At 66.2% G+C, this 19174-nt stretch carries 16 protein-coding genes; 4 read left to right on the top strand and 12 right to left on the bottom strand.

Going from position 1 to position 19174, the window contains the following annotated elements:
* Nucleotides 1-5: 5 nt before the first annotated feature.
* Nucleotides 6-1190: an ABC transporter substrate-binding protein gene (locus ACVILL_RS14375; RefSeq protein WP_456729641.1), complete on the bottom strand. Its 1185-nt coding sequence runs from the start codon at nt 1188-1190 to the stop codon at nt 6-8.
* Between the two features lie 209 nt (nt 1191-1399).
* Between ACVILL_RS14375 and ACVILL_RS14370 the strand changes: the two genes are divergently transcribed.
* Complete coding sequence (locus ACVILL_RS14370) at nt 1400-1993, top strand: MarR family winged helix-turn-helix transcriptional regulator (protein WP_456729640.1); 594 nt, start codon at nt 1400-1402, stop codon at nt 1991-1993.
* Between the two features lie 15 nt (nt 1994-2008).
* Here ACVILL_RS14370 and ACVILL_RS14365 read toward each other — a convergent pair whose 3' ends face one another.
* From ACVILL_RS14365 to ACVILL_RS14355, 3 genes are all read right to left on the bottom strand, one after another.
* Nucleotides 2009-3247: an NAD(P)/FAD-dependent oxidoreductase gene (locus ACVILL_RS14365; RefSeq protein ID WP_456729639.1), complete on the bottom strand. Its 1239-nt coding sequence runs from the start codon at nt 3245-3247 to the stop codon at nt 2009-2011.
* Nucleotides 3244-3600: a non-heme iron oxygenase ferredoxin subunit gene (locus tag ACVILL_RS14360; RefSeq protein WP_456729638.1), complete on the bottom strand. Its 357-nt coding sequence runs from the start codon at nt 3598-3600 to the stop codon at nt 3244-3246. The genes ACVILL_RS14365 and ACVILL_RS14360 overlap by 4 nt, the downstream gene beginning before the upstream one ends.
* A gap of 71 nt (nt 3601-3671) precedes the next feature.
* Complete coding sequence (locus tag ACVILL_RS14355; protein WP_456729637.1) at nt 3672-4895, bottom strand: Rieske 2Fe-2S domain-containing protein; 1224 nt, start codon at nt 4893-4895, stop codon at nt 3672-3674.
* 104 nt (nt 4896-4999) lie between these two features.
* Between ACVILL_RS14355 and ACVILL_RS14350 the strand changes: the two genes are divergently transcribed.
* Nucleotides 5000-5875: an SDR family NAD(P)-dependent oxidoreductase gene (locus ACVILL_RS14350; RefSeq protein ID WP_456729636.1), complete on the top strand. Its 876-nt coding sequence runs from the start codon at nt 5000-5002 to the stop codon at nt 5873-5875.
* Nucleotides 5876-5932: 57 nt separating this feature from the next.
* Here the strand turns inward: ACVILL_RS14350 and pcaG are convergent, their stop codons facing one another.
* The 3 genes from pcaG to pcaF form a co-directional block, all read right to left on the bottom strand.
* Complete coding sequence (gene pcaG / locus ACVILL_RS14345; protein ID WP_456729635.1) at nt 5933-6529, bottom strand: protocatechuate 3,4-dioxygenase subunit alpha; 597 nt, start codon at nt 6527-6529, stop codon at nt 5933-5935.
* Nucleotides 6530-7231, bottom strand: a complete 702-nt coding sequence (gene pcaH, locus ACVILL_RS14340; protein ID WP_456729634.1) for a protocatechuate 3,4-dioxygenase subunit beta — start codon at nt 7229-7231, stop codon at nt 6530-6532.
* 105 nt (nt 7232-7336) lie between these two features.
* On the bottom strand, nt 7337-8545 hold the full coding sequence (gene pcaF, locus ACVILL_RS14335; RefSeq protein WP_456729633.1) for a 3-oxoadipyl-CoA thiolase: 1209 nt from the start codon (nt 8543-8545) through the stop codon (nt 7337-7339).
* 212 nt (nt 8546-8757) lie between these two features.
* On the opposite strand from pcaF, the gene mutS reads away from it, so the two are divergent.
* Complete coding sequence (gene mutS, locus ACVILL_RS14330; protein ID WP_456729632.1) at nt 8758-11484, top strand: DNA mismatch repair protein MutS; 2727 nt, start codon at nt 8758-8760, stop codon at nt 11482-11484.
* Between the two features lie 204 nt (nt 11485-11688).
* Here mutS and ACVILL_RS14325 read toward each other — a convergent pair whose 3' ends face one another.
* From ACVILL_RS14325 to ACVILL_RS14305, 5 genes are all read right to left on the bottom strand, one after another.
* Nucleotides 11689-12489: a hypothetical protein gene (locus tag ACVILL_RS14325; protein ID WP_456729631.1), complete on the bottom strand. Its 801-nt coding sequence runs from the start codon at nt 12487-12489 to the stop codon at nt 11689-11691.
* Nucleotides 12490-12672: 183 nt separating this feature from the next.
* Complete coding sequence (locus ACVILL_RS14320; RefSeq protein WP_456729630.1) at nt 12673-13182, bottom strand: OsmC family protein; 510 nt, start codon at nt 13180-13182, stop codon at nt 12673-12675.
* A gap of 168 nt (nt 13183-13350) precedes the next feature.
* On the bottom strand, nt 13351-14136 hold the full coding sequence (locus ACVILL_RS14315; protein ID WP_456729629.1) for an ABC transporter ATP-binding protein: 786 nt from the start codon (nt 14134-14136) through the stop codon (nt 13351-13353).
* Nucleotides 14136-14972 (bottom strand): ABC transporter permease, encoded by an 837-nt coding sequence (locus ACVILL_RS14310; protein ID WP_456734261.1) that lies wholly within the window; start codon nt 14970-14972, stop codon nt 14136-14138. Before ACVILL_RS14310 ends, ACVILL_RS14315 begins: the two co-directional genes overlap by 1 nt.
* Before the next feature lie 226 nt (nt 14973-15198).
* The gene (locus ACVILL_RS14305; protein WP_456729628.1) at nt 15199-16173 is read right to left on the bottom strand and encodes an aliphatic sulfonate ABC transporter substrate-binding protein; all 975 of its coding nucleotides are present in this window, start codon (nt 16171-16173) and stop codon (nt 15199-15201) included.
* Between the two features lie 198 nt (nt 16174-16371).
* Between ACVILL_RS14305 and ACVILL_RS14300 the strand changes: the two genes are divergently transcribed.
* On the top strand, nt 16372-19164 hold the full coding sequence (locus ACVILL_RS14300; RefSeq protein WP_456729627.1) for a [protein-PII] uridylyltransferase: 2793 nt from the start codon (nt 16372-16374) through the stop codon (nt 19162-19164).
* Nucleotides 19165-19174 lie beyond the last annotated feature (10 nt).

Here is a 19174-nt window from a genome sequence, read left to right as displayed (position 1 = left end):
CAACCTCATTGCGCGGCCATGACCCCGGACATCGGGACCCAGCGCTCGCCGTCGAAGCGCTGCGGGCGCAACGACGTGATCAGGCGATAGTCGTCCGGGCTGGAGTTGACGGTGATGCCCGGGATCAGCCCCGGCAGCGCGAGGTTCTTCAGCGCGGTGGCCTGCTTCATGATGTTCTGCCGGGACAGATCGTCGCCGCAGGCCTCGATGACCTTGGTCATCAGGACAGCCACGTTCCAGCCGGTGAAATTGAGCTGATCCTCGATATCGCCCTCCGGATAGTAGTTCTTCATGAACGCCAGCCACTCGAGGTAGGCGGGATCGTTGGCCCACTCGGGATCACCGACCGACTTGGTCGGTGTCGCCGAGATCGCGCCCTTGGCGTTGTCGAGCCCGGCCGGCTTGAGGATCGTCGGCACGAAGTTGCTGCCGATCGGCAGGAACTGTTGCGCATGCCAGCCGAGTTCGCCCGCCTTGCGGATCGCCTGCGAGGTGAATTTGCCGGTCGACGCATTCAAGAAGATGTTGGCGTTGGTGCTGGCCAGCGCGACCACCTGCGAATCCACCGTCGGCGACGTCACCTCGTAGGGCGAGGCCGCGACGATCGCGGCCTTGGGATCGAGCCGGGCCAGTTCGGCCTTGAAGCTGCGGAGATATTCGCGGCCGTAATCGTCGTTCTGGTACAGCACGGCGACGCGCGAGGCCGGCGTGTGCTCGGCCACCAGCCGCGCATAGATCGCCGCCTCGGTGCTGAACAGCGTCATCCCCGAGATGGTGTAGGGGCTGGTCTTCGGATCGGCGAAGCGCTCGCTCGCCGCGAACACGAACAGCTGCGGGATCTTCTTGGCGTTGAGATATTTCTGCACCGCGGCGTTCTGCGCGGTCCCCATGCTGCCGAAGATCGCGACTGCCTCGTCGTTCTCGATCAGCCGGCGGGTCTGCTCTACGGCCTTCGGCGGGCTATAGCCATCGTCGAGCGAGATCAGCTTGATCTTGTGGCCGTTGATGCCGCCGCGATCGTTGATCATCTGGAAATAGCGGGTCTGCACCTTGCCGACCGCGCTCAGCGCCGACGCCGGTCCGCTATAGGGCATGGTCTGGCCAAGGATCAGTTCGGTCTCGGCCGCCCTGGCCGAACCGCAAGCAGCGGCCAGGGCCGCAGACACGACGATCGCGCGAAGTCCGCGCATGGGCTCCTCCCTGTTTTCTTACCCGGAATATTCTTCCTAGGAAGATAATTGTCAACCGCGACGAAAGGCGGCAAAGGGGCCGCTTCGCGGCGCGATGCACAGGCGAGGGCGATCGCTGGAATTGGCGGGGCGACACGCCAATACGGCGGTGTTAGATTGCTGCGATGCATGGTGCCGGCGCCCTTGGCGCGGGAAAGGGACTGGAAGGAATGAAGAAGAGCAGCGTGTCACGCCGCATCGAACCTGCGACCAAGCAGCCGCCCGCGCCCGACAGCACCCTTTACGATGACATCGAGGCCGCGTGGCTCGCGCAGCGCCCGGACCTCGACCTCGCCGCCGCCTGCACCCTGCTGCGGCTGGAGCGCGTCAATCAGCTGCACGAACTGCGGCTGCAGGAGATCGCGAAAGCCGTCGGCCTGCAGACCGGCGAGTTCTATGTCCTGCTCGCACTCAGGCGCTCGGGAAAACCGTATGAGTTGCGCCCGACCGACCTGTTCCGCGCCCTTCTCGTCACGTCGGGCGCCATGACCAAGCGGGTGGCGCGGCTGCAGGAAGGCGGCTTCGTGCTGCGCGTCTCGGCGAGCGATGATGGCCGCTCGGAGCTGGTCCGCCTCACCGCCAAGGGTCTTGCGGCGGCCGACCGCGGCATCGCCGAGGTGGCGCGGGTCGTCGAGGGCGTGACCGAGGCAAGCGGGCTCACCAGGGCGGAGCTCGCAACGCTCGATCGCTGCCTGCGCAAGCTGCTCGCCGTCCGGTCCGTGAAGGCGCCGAAGAGGTCCGGCCGGCTTGCGGCGGCAGATTAGCGGCGCTGTTCAACGCTACGCGACCGCCTTGCTGCCTGCCTTCAGGAGCGACCTGAGATCGCACGAGCCGTCCGCCGCCTGTTCCGGCGTCGGCGACATCCCGGCGGCGATCAGGCGCCGCGCCACCATCTGGTCGGCGGGATTGTTGATGCTGTCGACTGCGACCAGCTTGCCCTGCCGGTAGTTGAACACGGAGAACCGGCCGGCTTCGATCGCGCCGCGGATCACGGTCCGGTCGCACCGCGCGGCGAGCCCGACGGTCTGGAGCTTGAGATCGTGTTGATCCGACCAGAACCGCGGCACGCTGTCATACGGCTCATGGCTGTCCGCGATCGCGAGCCCGACTGTCCTCCCCTGATCCTGCGCGTGCTGAACCGATTCCAGCCTGATCCGGCCCTCGGCGAACCGACTGTAGTGATTGGCGCAATCGCCGGCGGCGTAGATGCCCGGGCATGCGGTCCGGCCGTGCGCATCCACCGCGATGCCGTTGGCGGTTTCGAGCCCTGCGGCAACCGCGAGCTCATCATTGGCGATGCCGCCAATGCCGACGACGACGAGGTCCGCGCCGAGACGGATGCTACCGGCCAGCTCGACCGCCGCGACCCGTCCGCCGTCTCCGATCAATGCCGAAACGGCGGAGCCGAATTTCACGGCGACGCCCGCCTGGGCATGAACATCGAGCAGGAAGCGCGACACCGCCGGAGACACGGCGCGCTCGAGCAATCGCGACGCAGCCTCGATCACCGTCACTCGGCTGCCGAGCCTCGCTGCCGAGGACGCGACCTCGAGCCCGATGAAGCCGCCGCCGATGATCACGATTTCGCCGGCCTGGTGAAGCCGCGCCTTGAGATCGACAGCATCGGCAACCGACCTGAGATAGCAGACCCCGTCGAGTTCAGCGCCCGGGATCGCTATCCGTCGTGCGCGCGATCCGGTGGCGATGACGAGGCTGTCGAAGCCGAGCGTCGCGCCATCGGTCAACACGGCCCGCCTGGCATTGCGGTCGATCTCGACAACGCGATGACCCGGACGCAGATCGATTCTGTTGCCGGCGAAGACGGCCTCGTCATGCATCAGGAGACCCGGCGCGCCGATCTCGCCGAGCAGAAAATCCTTTGACAGCGGCGGCCGCTGATACGGCAGCGCATTCTCGTCGGCGACCACGGTCACCGGCTCGGCATAGCCGGCTTCGCGTGCGGTGAGGGCCGCCTGAATGCCGGCATAGGAAGCGCCGATGACGACAAGGCCGCTCACGGTTTCGCGTCCGCGCCGCCATCGCGGGCTGCTTCCAGCGCGGAGGCGCCGTCGAGCTGCACATAGACCTCGCCGTCGCGGATCTCGACCTTGAATGCCGCGATATCCCTGTACGCGCTCGACCGGCATTTGCCGTCACGGACATCGAACATCGCGCCATGCAGCGGACATTCGATCACGTGCCCCTCGAGAAATCCCGTCGACAGCAGTGCAAACGCGTGCGAGCAGACGTCGTCGGTCGCGAAGATGTCGTCGTCGACCCTGTAAAGCGCAACACGGCGGTCGCCAACCCTGAAGCCCAACGGCTCCCCTTCGGACAGTTTTGAAGCGGCGCATAGACGATGCCAGGTCATGGGATAAATCTCCGGCGATAAGGCTGGACCAGGCGCGGGCGCGATGCCCGCACCTGGCGCGTTCGATCCGATCAGCGGGGAATCTGCCGCCAATCCTCGGCGGCGGAGGCGAGCCGGCCGCCGACCGCGCGGATGTCCTTGTAGGACATGGTCTCGCTCTGACCGCTCTTCGGCGCCTTGCCATCCATAAAGCCGCGCACCTCGTCGAGCAGCTGGCGGCGCACCCTGACGATCGCCTGGTCCGCCGAGCAAAGATATTCCTGCGAGCGGTCGACGATCGGGCCCATGCTGACCATGACCACGAAATCCTCGATGACGATTTCGTGGAAGCCGGTGCTGTTGCCGGCATCCATGATCTGGCGGTTCTGTCCCCAATTGCTGGATTGATCGCCCGGCAGGCCGCCGGCCATCGGCCACTGGTTGGCGCGCTGCACCTTGCGCCAGGAATCCACCGGCTTCTCGGGATTATAGAAGATGTACCACTGGATCAGGTTCTCATCGTCGATCGGAACCGCGATGATCGCGGTGCGATCCTGCTGCGGCCCGGAATAGATCGGCGCGATCAATCCGTAATAGGGCATCACGAACTCGGTGACCCGGGCGAGGCACGATCCATCGGGCCCGGTGCGCAGCGCCGCGGCACGGAAGCCGTAAGCTTTCTTCTCGAATTCGTAGCCGACTTCGGTGTTGACGCGGGTCGCGCCGAAATCGGTCGAGGATGTCGCAGTCCAGCTCTGGTGCAGCAGCGCGACATGCGAGGAATCGATGGTGGCCTCGACGCCCTGCAGCCAGTTGGCATTGAGCTCGATGCCGGCCGTGTAGACCTGGTCCGGCGGCAGATCCATCCATTCGAAATCGGGCGCGGGCGGCGCGATGCCCTCGCCGAGCCAGACCCAGATCAGGCCGGCGCCCTCCTGCACCGGATAGGACTTCGCCCTCACCGTCTTGGCGAATTCCCTGGGGTTGTTCGGCTCGTTGGGAACGTCCAGCACCTCGCCATCGGCCTTGATCTTCCAGCCGTGGAACAGGCAGGTCAGCGAGCAGTCGTCGACCCGCGCCAGCGCGAGCGAGGCGCCGCGGTGCGGACAGGCCTCGTCGAGGAACCCGACGGTGCCGTCCTTGCCCCTGAACGCGACGAAGTTGCGGCCGAACAGCTTGACGCGGACCGGCGCCTCACCCTTGCGCACGCGCACCGAGAGAACCGCCGGCAGCCAATAATGCTGCCGCAGCATGCGTCCCATCGGCGCGTCGCCCGTGACGCGGCACAGCAATTCGTTCTCTTCCCTGGTGACCATCGCGAAACCTCCCTGGTTGACGTCTTCGACGCTCCCGGCCTAATATCTTCCTAGGAAGATTATTGTCAAGTTATCTTCCAAAGAAGCCATTATTGGGAGATTGCATGAGCAAGGAACGCCTCGAGGACCGGATCGCGCTGGTGACGGGAGGAAGCCGCGGGGTCGGCAAGGGCGTGGCGATCGGCCTCGCGGAGGCCGGCGCAACGGTGATTATCACGGCGCGCACGCGCAACAGCGGCGGATCGGAATGGCCCGGCTCGCTCGACGAGACCATCGCCGCGATCGACGAGGCCGGCGGCCGCGGCATCGGCCTGCTGTGCGATCATTCCGACGATCATTCGGTGAAGGAGGTTTTCGACCGCATCCGGCGCGACCACGGCCGGCTCGACGTGCTCGTCAACAACGTGTTCGCGGCACCCAACGTGATGCCGGTCAACGTGCCGTTCTGGCAGGTGCCGGCCTCGCTATGGGACACCATGCACCGGGTCGGCCTGCGCTCGCATTTCGTCGCCAGCCAGTTCGCGGTGCCGCTGATGCTGCCGCAACGGCGCGGCCTGATCGTCAACACATCGTCGGGCGGCGGCATCCGGTACACATTCAACGTGCCGTTCGGCGTGCAGAAATCAGGCGTCGACCGGATGGCGCGCGACATGGCGCATGAGCTGCAGCCGTTCGGCATTGCCGCCGTCTCGATCTGGCCCGGCTACATCAAGAGCGAGAAGCTTGCGGCGCAGCCCGGCCGCGTGCCGCCGGCGCTCGCCAAACTGATCGCCGAGCGCGGCGAGACGCCGGTGTTCGCCGGACGCGCGGTCGCCGCGCTCGCCGGCGATCCCGACGTGATGGCCAAGAGCGGGCGGATCCTGCTCGCCTCGGAATTGGCGGTCGAATACGGCTTCACCGATGTCGACGGAAAAATCCCGCCGCCGCCGAGCCGCGATCCCGCGCCGCTGTCCGTGTTCAAGCCAAACGTCATGCCCTGAGATCGGCCCGACGACCGCGCATCGCATGGTCGCCGTTCGCTGAGGCAGCGGTCTTCGCTAGACGTCGAAGAACACGGTCTCGTTGTCGCCCTGGAGATGGATATCGAGGGTGTAGACGTTGCCGGCTGTCTTCTTCGCGATCAGTGTCGCGCGGCGGTCGGCCGGCACCAGCGCCAGTGTTGAGTCGGCGGCGTTGCCGGCTTCGTCGTCGAAATAGATCCGGGTGTAGAGGTGCAGCAGCATGCCGCGCGCGAACACCGCGAGCCCGATGTGCGGCGCCTGCGGCTTGCCGTCGGCATCCGGCACCGCGCCCGGCTTGATGGTGTCGAAGGCGTAACCGCCGCTCTTGTCGGTGCCGCAGCGGCCGAAGCCCTTGAACGAGGAGTTCGGCAGTGCCCGCGCATCCTGCGGATCGGAGAAGCGGCCCTGGCTGTCTGCCTGCCAGATCTCCAGCATGCAGTCCGCGATCACGGCGCCGTCGCCGTCATAGACCTTGCCCTCGACGCGGATGCGTTCGCCCGAGACGTCAGGGGTCAGCAAACTATTGGTGAAGGCGTCGTTCCACTCGTATTCGCCATTCGGCGTCAGGCCATACTTGAAGTACGGGCCGACGGTCTGCGAGGGCGTGATTCCATCAGGACGCTGGTTCGACACTTACTTGGTCTCCATCGGCGTGGCGTTGCGGCCGCGCAGCACGATATCGAAGCGGTAGCACAGCGCCCAGTCCGGCTTGGTGTTGTCGAGGTCGAACGACGAGATCATCCGCGCCCGCGCCTTCTCATCCGTCACCGAGTTGAAGATCGGATCGAACGGAAACAAGGGATCGCCGGGGAAATACATCTGCGTCACCAGACGCGAGACGAAGGAATGGCCGAACACCGAGAAGTGGATGTGGGCCGGCCGCCAGGCATTGTGGTGATTGCCCCAGGGATAGGCGCCGGGCTTGATCGTGATGAACTTGTAGTAACCGCTCGCATCGGATTGCGTGCGGCCGGCGCCGGTGAAGTTGGGATCGAGCGGCGCCGGATGCTGATCGACGACATGGATGTAGCGGCCGCAGGCATTGGCCTGCCACAGCTCGACCAGCGTATTCGGCACGCCGCGGCCGTCCTCGTCGCGCACGTGACCATGCACGATGATGCGCTCGCCGAGCGGCTCGCCCTTGGCCTGGATGGTGAGGTCGTTGTCGTGCGCGCGCACCGTCTCATGACCATAGACCGGCCCGGTCAACTCCGAGAGCGTGTGCCGCAGCGGGATCAAAGGCTTCTGCGGCGCGCGCTTCACGGTGGAGCGATAGTCCGGCGACAGCCGTGCCGGATGGGCCGCAAGCGATTGCAGCGGATACAACAGGGTCATGGTGAATTCCTCCGCGGCCCACGCGCCCGGCGGGCTCACATCAGATCATTATAGTGCATAACCAAATTGGGGAAGGGCTGTTTTCAGCCCTTCCAAGCCTTTGGATCAGTTCAGCTTTTCGATCGCAACCGCGACGCCCTGGCCGACCCCGACGCACATAGTTGCCAAGGCAAGCTTCCCGCCCCGCTTCTCCATGCCGTGCACGGCGGTCAGCACCAGGCGCGCGCCGCTCATGCCGAGCGGATGGCCGAGCGCAATCGCGCCGCCATGCGGATTGACGAAATCGGCATCTTCCTTGACGCCGAGCTGGCGCAGGCAGGCGATGCCCTGCGAGGCGAAGGCTTCGTTGAGCTCGATCAGGTCGAAGTCCGACACCTTGATGCCGAGACGCTCGACCAGCTTCTTTGTCGCCGGCACCGGGCCGATGCCCATGATGCGCGGCGGCACCGCGGCCGAAGCTAGGCCGAGGATTTTCGCACGCGGCGTCAGGCCGTGCTTCTTCACCGCGGCTTCGGAGGCGAGGATCATCGCGGCAGCGCCGTCATTGACACCAGACGCATTGCCCGCAGTGACCGTGCCCGGATTGCGCACGATCGGCTTCAGCTTGGCGAGACCTTCGAGCGTGGTCTCCGGCCGCGGATGCTCGTCCTTGTCGACGGTGATCGGGCTGGCCTTGCCGCCGGGCACCTGGATCGGCACGATCTCCTCGGCGAAATAGCCCGACGCGATCGCGGCGCCCGCGCGCTGCTGCGAGCGGATCGCCATCGCGTCCTGGTCAGCGCGCGACACCTGGAATTCCTCGGCGACGTTCTCGCCGGTCTCGGGCATCGCATCGACGCCGTACTGCGCCTTCATCAAGGGATTGATGAAGCGCCATCCGATCGTGGTGTCGTAGATGTCGGACGAGCGCGAAAAGGCTTCCGCGGCCTTGCCCATCACGAACGGCGCACGCGTCATCGATTCGACGCCGCCCGCGATCGCGAAATCGATTTCGCCGGCGCGGATCGCGCGGCCCGCGGCACCGACCGCATCGAGGCCCGAGGCGCAGAGCCGGTTCAGGGTCTGCCCGGGAACCGACTCCGGCATGCCGGCGAGCAGCAGCGCCATGCGCGCGACGTTGCGGTTGTCCTCGCCGGCCTGGTTGGCGCAGCCGAAATAGACCTCATCAACCTCGTTCCAATTGAGCGTCGGGTGCTTGGCCATCAGCGCCTTGATCGGGGCCGCGGCGAGATCGTCGGCGCGCACCTTGGCGAGCGAACCGCCGAAACGGCCGATCGGGGTCCGGACGGCATCGCAAATGAACACATCACGCATTGAATCTCTCCCTGAATGCCGCGACTTAGGCGCTGGATCGGCTGGAACTCGAGATGGGTTTTAGGAGCGTGCCCGCGGCAGGTCAATTGACGCCGCCGCGCGCCCTGCACGCATTACCGTGAGGGCTGACATAATCGCACCGTGGACAGGGTGGAAAACCTCGCTTCCTCGGATAGGACCGCGCGGCGAAATTCTGTAGTTTCCGGCCCCTGATGACGATCCAACAATCAATCCCCGTTCCGCCCGAAGCCACTGCCGCCGAGGCGCCGTCGCGCGTCACGCCGATGATGGAACAGTATCTGGAAATCAAGGCCGCCCATCCCGGCCTGCTGCTGTTCTACCGGATGGGCGATTTCTACGAGCTGTTCTTCGAGGATGCCGAGATCGCCTCCAGAACGCTCGGCATCGTCTTGACCAAGCGCGGCAAGCATCAGGGCATGGACATCCCGATGTGCGGCGTGCCGGTCGAGCGCTCCGAGGATTATCTGCATCGGCTGATCGGCGCCGGACATCGTGTGGCGGTGTGCGAGCAGACCGAAAATCCCGCAGAGGCAAGAGCCCGCGGCAACAAGAGCGTGGTGCGCCGCGGTGTGGTGCGGCTGGTGACGCCGGGCACGCTGACCGAAGACACGCTGCTCGACGCCCGCACCAACAATTACCTGATCGCGATCGCGCGCACCCGCGGCTCGGCCGGGGCCGACCGCCTCGGGCTCGCCTGGATCGATATCTCCACCTCCGAATTCATGGTGACGGAGTGCGCGACATCAGAGCTCGCCGCGACCTTGGCGCGGATCAATCCGAACGAAGCCATCGTCACCGACGCGCTCTACAGCGACCACGAGCTGGCGCCGACCTTGCGCGAGCTGCCGTCGGTGACGCCGCTGACCCGCGACGTGTTCGACAGCGCAACCGCCGAGCGGCGGCTGTGCGACTATTTCGCGGTCGCGACAATGGACGGTCTCTCCGCAATGTCGCGGCTGGAAGCGACCGCTGCCGCCGCGGCCGTCACCTATATCGACCGCACCCAGGTTGGCAAACGTCCGCCGCTGTCGCCACCGGCGCGCGAGGCCGCCGGCACCACGATGGCGATCGACCCGGCGACCCGCGCCAATCTCGAACTGACGCGCACGCTGGCCGGCGAGCGCCGCGGCTCGCTGCTCGATGCGATCGACTGCACCGTCACCGCGGCCGGCTCGCGGCTGCTGGCGCAGCGCCTTGCCGCGCCGCTCACCGATGTTGCCGTGATCGCGCGGCGGCTCGATGCGGTCTCCGCGTTCGTTGCGGATTCCGCGGCGCGCGAGGACGTCAGGACCGTGCTGCGCGCGGCGCCCGACATGTCGCGTGCACTGGCGCGGCTCTCGGTCGGCCGCGGCGGTCCGCGCGATCTGGCGAACCTGCGCGACGGCATCCTTGCCGCCGATCAGGCGCTCGAGCTGCTGGCGCAGCTCAGCGATCCGCCGGCCGAGGTTTCGACCGTGATGGCGGCCTTGCGGCGCCCCTCGCGCGACCTGGCGCAGGAATTCTCCCGCGCACTGTCAGAGCAACTGCCGCTGATCAAGCGCGACGGCGGCTTTGTCCGCGAGGGCTATGAGGCCGCGCTCGACGAGAGCCGCAATTTGCGCGACGCCTCGCGCCTCGTCGTCGCCGCGATGCAGGCGCGCTATGCTGAGGACACCGGCATCAAGACGCTGAAGATCCGGCACAACAACGTGCTCGGCTATTTCGTCGAGGTTACCGCGCAGCACGGCGACAAGCTGTTCACGCCGCCGCTGAATGCGACCTTCATCCATCGCCAGACGCTGGCGGGACAGGTGCGCTTTACCACGGCCGAGCTCGGCGAGACCGAGGCCAAGATCGCCAATGCCGGCGAGCGCGCGCTCAATCTCGAGCTCGAGATCTTCGAGCGGCTGAGCGCGATGGCGCTCGCGGCCAGCGACGATCTGCGCAACGCCGCGCATGCCTTTGCGATGCTCGACGTCGCGACATCACTGGCGAAACTTGCGATCGACGACAATTACGTGCGGCCCGATGTCGACGGCTCGCTCGGCTTTGCGATCGAAGGCGGACGGCATCCGGTGGTCGAGCAGGCTTTGAAGCGCGACGGCCAGCCGTTCATCGCCAATGCCTGCGATCTCTCGCCAGCGCCGGCACAGAAGTCCGGCCAGCTCTGGCTGATCACCGGTCCGAACATGGCCGGTAAATCGACCTTCCTGCGCCAGAATGCGCTGATCGCACTCCTTGCCCAGATTGGCAGCTATGTGCCGGCCTCGCGGGCGCGGCTCGGCATCGTCGACCGGCTGTTCTCGCGCGTCGGCGCCGCCGACGACCTGGCGCGCGGCCGCTCGACCTTCATGGTCGAGATGGTCGAGACCGCCGTGATCCTCAATCAGGCCGGCGAGCGGTCGCTCGTCATCCTCGACGAGATCGGCCGCGGCACAGCGACCTTCGACGGCCTGTCGATCGCCTGGGCCGCGATCGAGCATCTGCATGAGAGCAATCGCTGCCGCACGCTCTTTGCAACCCACTATCACGAACTGACCGCGCTCTCGGCCAAGCTGCCGCGGATGTTCAACGCCACGGTGCGGGTGAAGGAATGGCAGGGCGACGTCGTGTTCCTGCACGAGGTGCTGCCGGGTTCGGCCGACCGCTCCTACGGCATCCAGGTCGCCAAGCTCGCCGGGCTGCCGCCTGCCGTGATCACGCGCGCCAAATCGGTGCTGGCGAAACTCGAAGCCCAGGACCGCGGCCAGACCGCGCGTGCGCTGGCCGACGATCTGCCGCTGTTCGCCGTTCCCTCCCGCGCCGCCGCCGAGGACAAGCCGCCGAGCGAAGCGGATCTCCTGGTCGAAGCCGTGAAGGCGCTGCATCCCGACGAAATGTCGCCGCGCGAGGCGCTGGATGCGCTGTATGCACTGCGGGCGAAGCTGCCGAAGGGGTGATCCGTAGCCCGGATGCAGCGAAGCGAAATCCGGGAACGCCCTCACCAGTTGCGCGCCCCCCGGATTGCGCTGCGCTCCATCCGGGCTACGCACTCATCGTGCGGTCGCTCCCACCGTCATTGCGAGCGAAGCGAAGCAATCCATCGCTCCACATACGCGGCACGATGGATTGCTTCGTCGCTGCGCTCCTCGCAATGACGGACGTCAGGCTTTCGCGCTCTTCCTCCGCCCGATCTGCCACAGCACCAGATTCCACGCGATGCAGGTGGCGAGCGCGCAGCTCAGCCCGATCGCCGAACCAAACTGCGCCACAGCGACGTGCAGCACGGCGATGCCGAGACCGAAGCCGAGCAGGCCCCAGGCGCTGTTGGCGAGCACGGCGGCGGTGGCCGGGCCGCCGATCCGCGGATGCAGGATCAGCATCATCGAGGAGAACACGATCGGAAACAGCGCGATGACGCCGGTGACGCGCGGGCCGACCCAGGTCGACGCGGTGACCACGGTGCCGACCAGGCTCGCGACCAGCGCGGCGCGCAGCGGGATGTCGTACCAGCGCCGCGCGATCAGCGGCATCTTCGCCACGTGCCGGTAGGGCTTGAGTAGCGGGATGCAGATCGCGAACGCAATGGCATTGAGGATCAGCCCGCCGGCCAGCGTCCAGGCGAACTGGCGGATGATGGTGCCGAGCACGAGCCACAACGCGATCGCGGAACCCGCGCTGATCCACATGCTGAAGCGCTGCGCCAGCACGGCATAGGTGAGGCCCATGAAGATCGTCGCGGCATTGACCGGCAGGCTCGACAGAGCCCCCTCCGCGATGAAGGCGGCGTCATGGTCGAGCGCAAGGAAGGTGTAGGACGGCCCCGCCGAGATCGGCAGGGTTGCGATCAGCGCGCCGATCACCGGCCCCGACCGCTCCGTGATGATGGACGCACTGACCACGAACGCGGCCGCAACCGCCATGCGCAGCACGAGGAGCAGGATGAAGTGGAGCTCGGGGGACATTTCTTTTTTCTTATCCTCCCCTGGAGGGGAGGATCGGTTCGCATGCAGCGCAGCGAAATGCGAATCGAGGTGGGGTGATCTCTCAGCAGGAAAGACTGATCGGGTGGAGGGACCGTCACCCCACCCCGCCTCGCATCTGGCGATGCGAGGCGGCCCTCCCCCTCCAGGGGAGGGTAAGAGCGATCAGACCCTCGCCATCGTGACTGTCACCTTCGGGCCATTCTTGATGGTCTGATACACCACGCAATAGCGCTCGGTGAGCTTCAGCAGGAGATCGAGCTTGTCCTGCGGCGCGTCGGTGCCGACGTCGAAGCGGAGGCGGATCTCGCGGAAGCCGACCGGGGCCTCCTTGTCGACGCCGAGCGTACCGCGGAAATCGAGATCGCCCTCGGCGAACACGTTGCCGACCTTCAGCGGCACCTCGACGGCGGTCGCGACCGACTTCAGCGTGACACCGGCGCAGGCGACCAGCGCCTCCAGCAGCATGTCGCCGGAGCAGAGCTCGAGCCCGGAGCCGCCGGTGGCGGGATGCAGGCCGGCGACCGCAAGCGCGCGGCCGGTTTCGACCTTGCAGGAGAGGCTTTCGTTGTCGATCGTGCCCTTGGCTTTCAGCGTGATCACGGCGGCCGAGGGATCGGCCTTGTAGCGTTCCTTGATCGGGGCCTGCATTGCGCGGAGTTCGGCGGAGTCCATGGTTCTGCTCCCGGCTGTTCTCAAAGCGCGATGAGATGAGCCTGAAGCGTCATCGCGCTTTGGATTCTTGTTTTCGCATGATCTCTTCGGAAAACCGCTTCACACTTACGCGGCCGTACCGGTCCGGATCATGCTCTCCTTCCGATGTAAGGCCTTCGCGCGCCGATGTCACCACCACATCGCCTCGCCGGCGCTGGATTTGTCGGTGACGTCACGCACCGAACGGTCCAGCGAGCGGTCGAGCGCGGTCAGCACGCGGCGCTTGAAGCTATCGAACAGCTCCGATTTGCGATCGCGCGGCCGCGCCAGGTTGATGGTGATCTCCTCGAACAGCCGCCCCGGCCGCGGCCGCATCACCAGCACGCGGTCGGCCAGCACGACGGCCTCGTCGACGTCATGGGTGACCAGGATCAGGGTCGGCCGCGTGTCGGCCCAGAGATCGAGCAGGTGATCCTGCAGATCGCGCCGCGTGAAGGCATCGAGCGCCGAGAACGGCTCGTCGAGCAGCAGCACTTCGGGCTGCGGCACCAAGGCGCGGGCGATCGCGACCCGCTGCGCCTGTCCGCCGGACAATTCGCGCGGCCAGGCGCCGGCCTTATCAGTGAGGCCGACGCGGGCCAGCGCCGATGCGACCCGCTCGCGCCTGGCATCGGCCGGAAGGTCGGCAAGGCCGAAGCCGATATTGTCGGCGACGCTGAGCCAGGGCAGCAGCCGCGGTTCCTGGAAGATGATGCCGATCTTGGCATGCGGCGAGGCAATCACCGCATTGTCGAGGGTCACGCTGCCGGTGCTGGCGCGATCGAGGCCGGCAATGGCGCGCAGCAGCGTCGACTTGCCGCAACCGGAGCCGCCGATGATCGCGATGATCTCGCCGGGCGAAATCTCCGCCGAGAAGCGTTCCAGCGCGTGAACGCCGTTCGGATAGGTCTTGCCGACTTCTTTCAAAGCGAGCATCAGGCCCCTCCCCGCGCACCGAACGCGTCCTGCCAGCACAGCAGCGGCGCGGCGGCGACCTCGATCAGCCAGTCGGTCAGCTTGCCGAGGATCGCGAAGATCACGATCGCGGCTAGGATCTGCGCCGGCTTGCCGAGTTGCTGACCGTCGAGCAGGAGATAGCCAAGGCCCTCGGAGGCGCCGATCAATTCGGCCGCGACCACGAACATCCACCCCAAGCCAAGCCCGACCCGCAGCGCCACCACATAGGCCGGCAGCACGGCAGGCAACAGGATGCGGCGGATCATGGCGGGTCCGGACAGCCGGAACACGCGCCCGACCTCGACGATCTTGCGATCGACTGACAGGATCGCGCCCATCACGCCGAGATAGATCGGAAAGAACACGCCGACCGCGATCAGCGCGACCTTCGAGGTCTCGAAGATGCCGAGCCAGAGCACGAACAGCGGCACCCAGGCGAGCGAGGGGATCGCGCGCAGGGCCTGTACCGTCGGATCAAGCAGCCGCTTGGCGAAATCCCAGTAACCGGAGATCGCCCCCATGATGGTGCCGGCAATGACGCCGAGCGCAAAGCCCGCGCCGACCCGCCATAGCGTCGCGAGAATATGCCGCGCCAGCTCCCCGCTTTTGGCGAGCTCGACGATGGTCTGGAATACCTTGGACGGCGGCGGCACTAGGCGACCGTTGGAATAGCCGAGGTCGACGACGAGCTCCCAGCCCAGCGCCAGCACGACCGGGACCACGAGCCCGAGCGCCGGCCGCGCATAGCGCGACCATCGCGCCGCCGCCGCACGCGGCGCGGCCGTCTGTTCCAGCGCGGGCAGGTCAACGGTCATGGCCATAGCAAGAACTATTCTTCGCGTGGGATTGCAAGGTGGGGCGCCGACGTCTGATCCTCCTCTGGAGGGGGAGGATCGGTTCGCATGAAATGCGAACCGAGGTGGGGTGAAGGCCTCTCGTAACGAGCGCTGCCCGAGTGGAGAGATCACCCCACCCCGGCTCACGTCTCGCTTCGCTCGCTGTGAGCCGACCCTCCCCCTCCAGGGGAGGGTAAAGGCGGAGCTAGTTCGTCGGCAGCGGGACCTGGTCGTCGATCAACGCGTCCAACGCGGCCTTTACGTCGGTCTTGGCGTCGATCACGCCGGCCTGCTGCAGGGCGAGGCCGGCGGCGAGGATCGACTCGCGCTGCGGGGCGCCGATCCGACTGTGGGTCAGCTCGGTGCGCTCCTTGAGCTGCTTGTCGACCACCGCGTCCGGCAGCTTGGTGACCGCGATGAAGGTCTTCTTCAGCTCGTCATAGTTGGCGAGCGAATATTTCCGCGCCTCTTCATACGTCGCGAGCACGCGGCGGACGATGTCCGGGTGCGCCTTCAAAAACTCCTCGCGGACATTGAGGATGCCCCAGGTGTTGGCGTCCGCCTTGCGGTAGAACAGTTTGGCGCCCTCCTCGACCTCCGCCTGCGCCATCATCGGGTCGAGGCCGGCCCAGGCGTCGACGTCGCCGCGGATCAGCGCGGTCTTGCCGTCGGCGTGCTGCAACAGTACCGGCGTGATGTCCTTTTCGGTCAAACCGGCGCCGAGCAGCGCACGGACCAGGAAGATGTGCGGGTCGGTGCCGCGCGTCACCGCAACGCGCTTGCCCTTCAGGTCGGCGACGGACGCGATCTTGGAGTCCTTGGTCGTGACCAGCGCGGTCCATTCGGGACGCGAATAGACGTAGATCGACTTGATCGGGTTGCCGTTGATGCGGGCGACCAAGGCGGCCGAGCCCGCAGTCGAGCCGAGATCGATCGAGCCGGCGTTGAGGAATTCGAGCGCCTTGTTGGAGCCGGCCGACTGCACCCAGACGATGCTGATGCCGTCCTTGGCGAACTCCTTCTCCAAGAGGCCCTTCTGCTTGAGGACCATCGACACCGGATTGTAGGTCGCCCAGTCGATCCGGATCTCCTTCAGCGCATCGCCGGCGAACGCCGCGCCGGGCAACAATGTCGAGACCGCGAAGAGCGCAGCGAGGGCGCGCCGGGAAAATTTATGCATTCGTCGATCTCCTCGATCAGATTAAGAAACACTCTTTTCATTCAATGAGTTAGGCTTGCGGTCAACGAGAAAATCTCTACCTTTTGTCGAGCGGCGCGAGAACGATCTTGCTCGAAGCGCCACCAGGAGAGCATGGAGCTGCCGTCATCATACTTTGGTCAGTGACAGCAACGGCTCCGTCCGATATCGGATGAACGTATGGACAGCGTCGTAGCCGAGGCCCGCCCTGAAGCGGATAATCGTTTCGAGACCGAGCGGATCACCGCGGCGGTCAATGCACTCGCCGAACAGCATGCCGGCCGCGAGGACCAGTTCCGTGCCGCGATGGCGCAACTGCTCAAGGCCGAGCTGATCGCGGCGCGCGCCACGGCGCAGGCACTGCTGCTGAAGGACCGTCACGGCCGGCGCTGCGCCGAACGGCTCTGCTTCGTGCAGGACGAGATCATCCGTATCCTCTACGCGGCGGCAACCCGGCATCTCTATCACTCACCAATCCCCTCGGGCGCCGAACGCATGGCCGTGGTCGCGACCGGCGGCTATGGCCGCGGGCTGATGGCGCCGGAATCCGACATCGATCTCTTGTTCATCCTGCCCTACAAGCAGACCGCCTGGGGCGAGCAGGTCGCCGAAGCCATTCTCTATTGCCTCTGGGACATGGGGCTGAAGGTCGGCCACGCCACCCGCTCGGTCGATGAATCGATCCGCCAGGCGCGCGGCGACATGACGATCCGCACCGCGATCCTGGAAACCCGGTTCCTGACCGGCGACCAGCCGCTGTATGACGAGCTGGTCGAGCGCTTCGACAAGGAAGTGGTGCAGGGCACCGCGTCGGAATTCGTCACCGCAAAGCTCGCCGAGCGCGAGGAGCGGCATCGCCGCGCCGGCCAGTCGCGCTATCTGGTCGAGCCCAACGTCAAGGACGGCAAGGGCGGCCTGCGCGACCTGCACACGCTGTTCTGGATCGCCAAATACGTCTACCGCGTGCGCGAGACCGATGAACTGCTCGAGCGGGGCGTGTTCGACGCGCAGGAGTACCGCACCTTCCGCCGTTGCGCCGACTTCCTGTGGTCGGTCCGCTGCAACCTGCACTTCTTCGCCGGACGCGCCGAGGAGCGGCTGTCGTTCGACATGCAGCGCGAGATCGCGGTCCGCCTCGGCTACACCTCGCATCCCGGCATGCAGGACGTCGAGCGCTTCATGAAGCACTACTTCCTGATCGCCAAGGACGTCGGCGACCTCACCGCGATCCTGTGCGCCAAGCTCGAGGAGGAGCACAACAAGCCGGCGCCGGTGCTGAGCCGGATGGTGGCGCGGCTGCGGCCCGGCACCAAGCGGCGGCGGGTTAACGGCAGCGACGACTTCATCGTCGACAACAACCGCATCAACCTCGCCGCGCCCGACGTGTTCAAGCACGATCCGGTCAATCTGATCCGGATCTTCCGCCTCGCGCAGCAGAACAACCTCGCCTTCCATCCCGATGCGATGCGCACGGTGACGCGCTCGCTGAAGCTGATCAACACCCAGCTGCGCGAGAACGACGACGCCAACCGCCTGTTCATGGAGATCCTGACCTCCGACAATGCGGAGGTCGTGCTGCGGCGGATGAACGAGACCGGCGTGCTCGGCCACTTCATCCGCGCCTTCGGCAAGATCGTGTCGATGATGCAGTTCAACATGTACCACCACTATACGGTGGACGAGCATCTGCTCCGCTGCATCGGCTTCCTGCAGGACATCGAGCGCGGCGGCAACGAGGAGTTCACGGTCGCCAGCGACCTGTTCCGCAAGATCCGCCCCGAGCACCGCCCGGTGATCTATATCGCGACGCTGCTGCACGACATCGCCAAGGGCCGGCCGGAAGATCACTCGATCGCCGGCGCCAAGGTGGCGCGGCGGCTGTGCCCGCGGCTCGGCTTCTCCCCGGGCGACACCGAGCTGGTGGCGTGGCTGATCGAGGAGCACCTGACGATGTCCACGGTAGCGCAATCGCGCGACCTGTCGGACCGCAAGACCATCGAGAATTTCGCCGCCGTGGTGCAGTCGGTCGAGCAGATGAAGCTGCTGACGATCCTGACCACCGCAGATATCCGCGGCGTCGGCCCCGGCGTCTGGAACGGCTGGAAGGCGCAGCTGTTGCGCACGCTGTACTACGAAACCGAGCCGGTGCTGACCGGCGGTTTCTCCGAGGTCAACCGCGCGCAGCGCATCGCGGTGGCGCAGGCCGAATTCCGCCGCGCCTTCACCGAATGGCCGGAGGCCGAGCTCAACGCCTATATCGGCCGGCACTATCCGGCCTACTGGCTCAAGGTCGAGCTGCCGCGCAAGATCCGCCAGGCCCGTTTCATCCGCGCCAGCGAGCAGGCCGGCCACAAGCTCGCGATCAATGTCGGCTTCGACGAGATCCGCGCCGTCACCGAACTGACGATCCTCGCGACCGACCATCCCTGGCTATTGTCGATCATCGCGGGCGCCTGCGCTTCGGCGGGCGCCAACATCGTCGACGCGCAGATCTACACCACGACCGACGGCCGCGCGCTCGACACCATCTCGATCTCGCGAGAATACGACCGCGACGAGGACGAGGGCCGCCGCGCGACGCGGATCGGCGAGATGATCGAGCATGTGCTGGAAGGCAAGCTCAGGCTGCCCGAGGCGGTGGCCAAGCGCGCGGTGCGCAGCAAGGCGCGGCCGTTCGTCGTCGAGCCGGAGGTGACCATCAACAACCAGTGGTCGGACCGCTACACCGTGATCGAGGTCTCCGGCCTCGACCGGCCCGGCCTGCTCTACCAGCTCACCACCGCGATCTCGAAACTCAACCTCAACATCGCCTCCGCCCATGTCGCGACCTTCGGCGAACGCGCCCGCGACGTGTTCTACGTCACCGACCTGCTCGGCGCCCAGATCACCGCGCCGACCCGGCAGGCCGCAATCAAGAGCGCGCTGCTGCATCTGTTGTCGAGCGAGGACCAGGCCGCGAAGCCGGCGGCGTAGAAATCGTAGA

Source organism: Bradyrhizobium sp. USDA 3364 (assembly GCF_054056355.1).
Note: the sequence above shows the minus strand (reverse complement) of the source record. Positions and strands in the feature narration are given on the sequence as shown.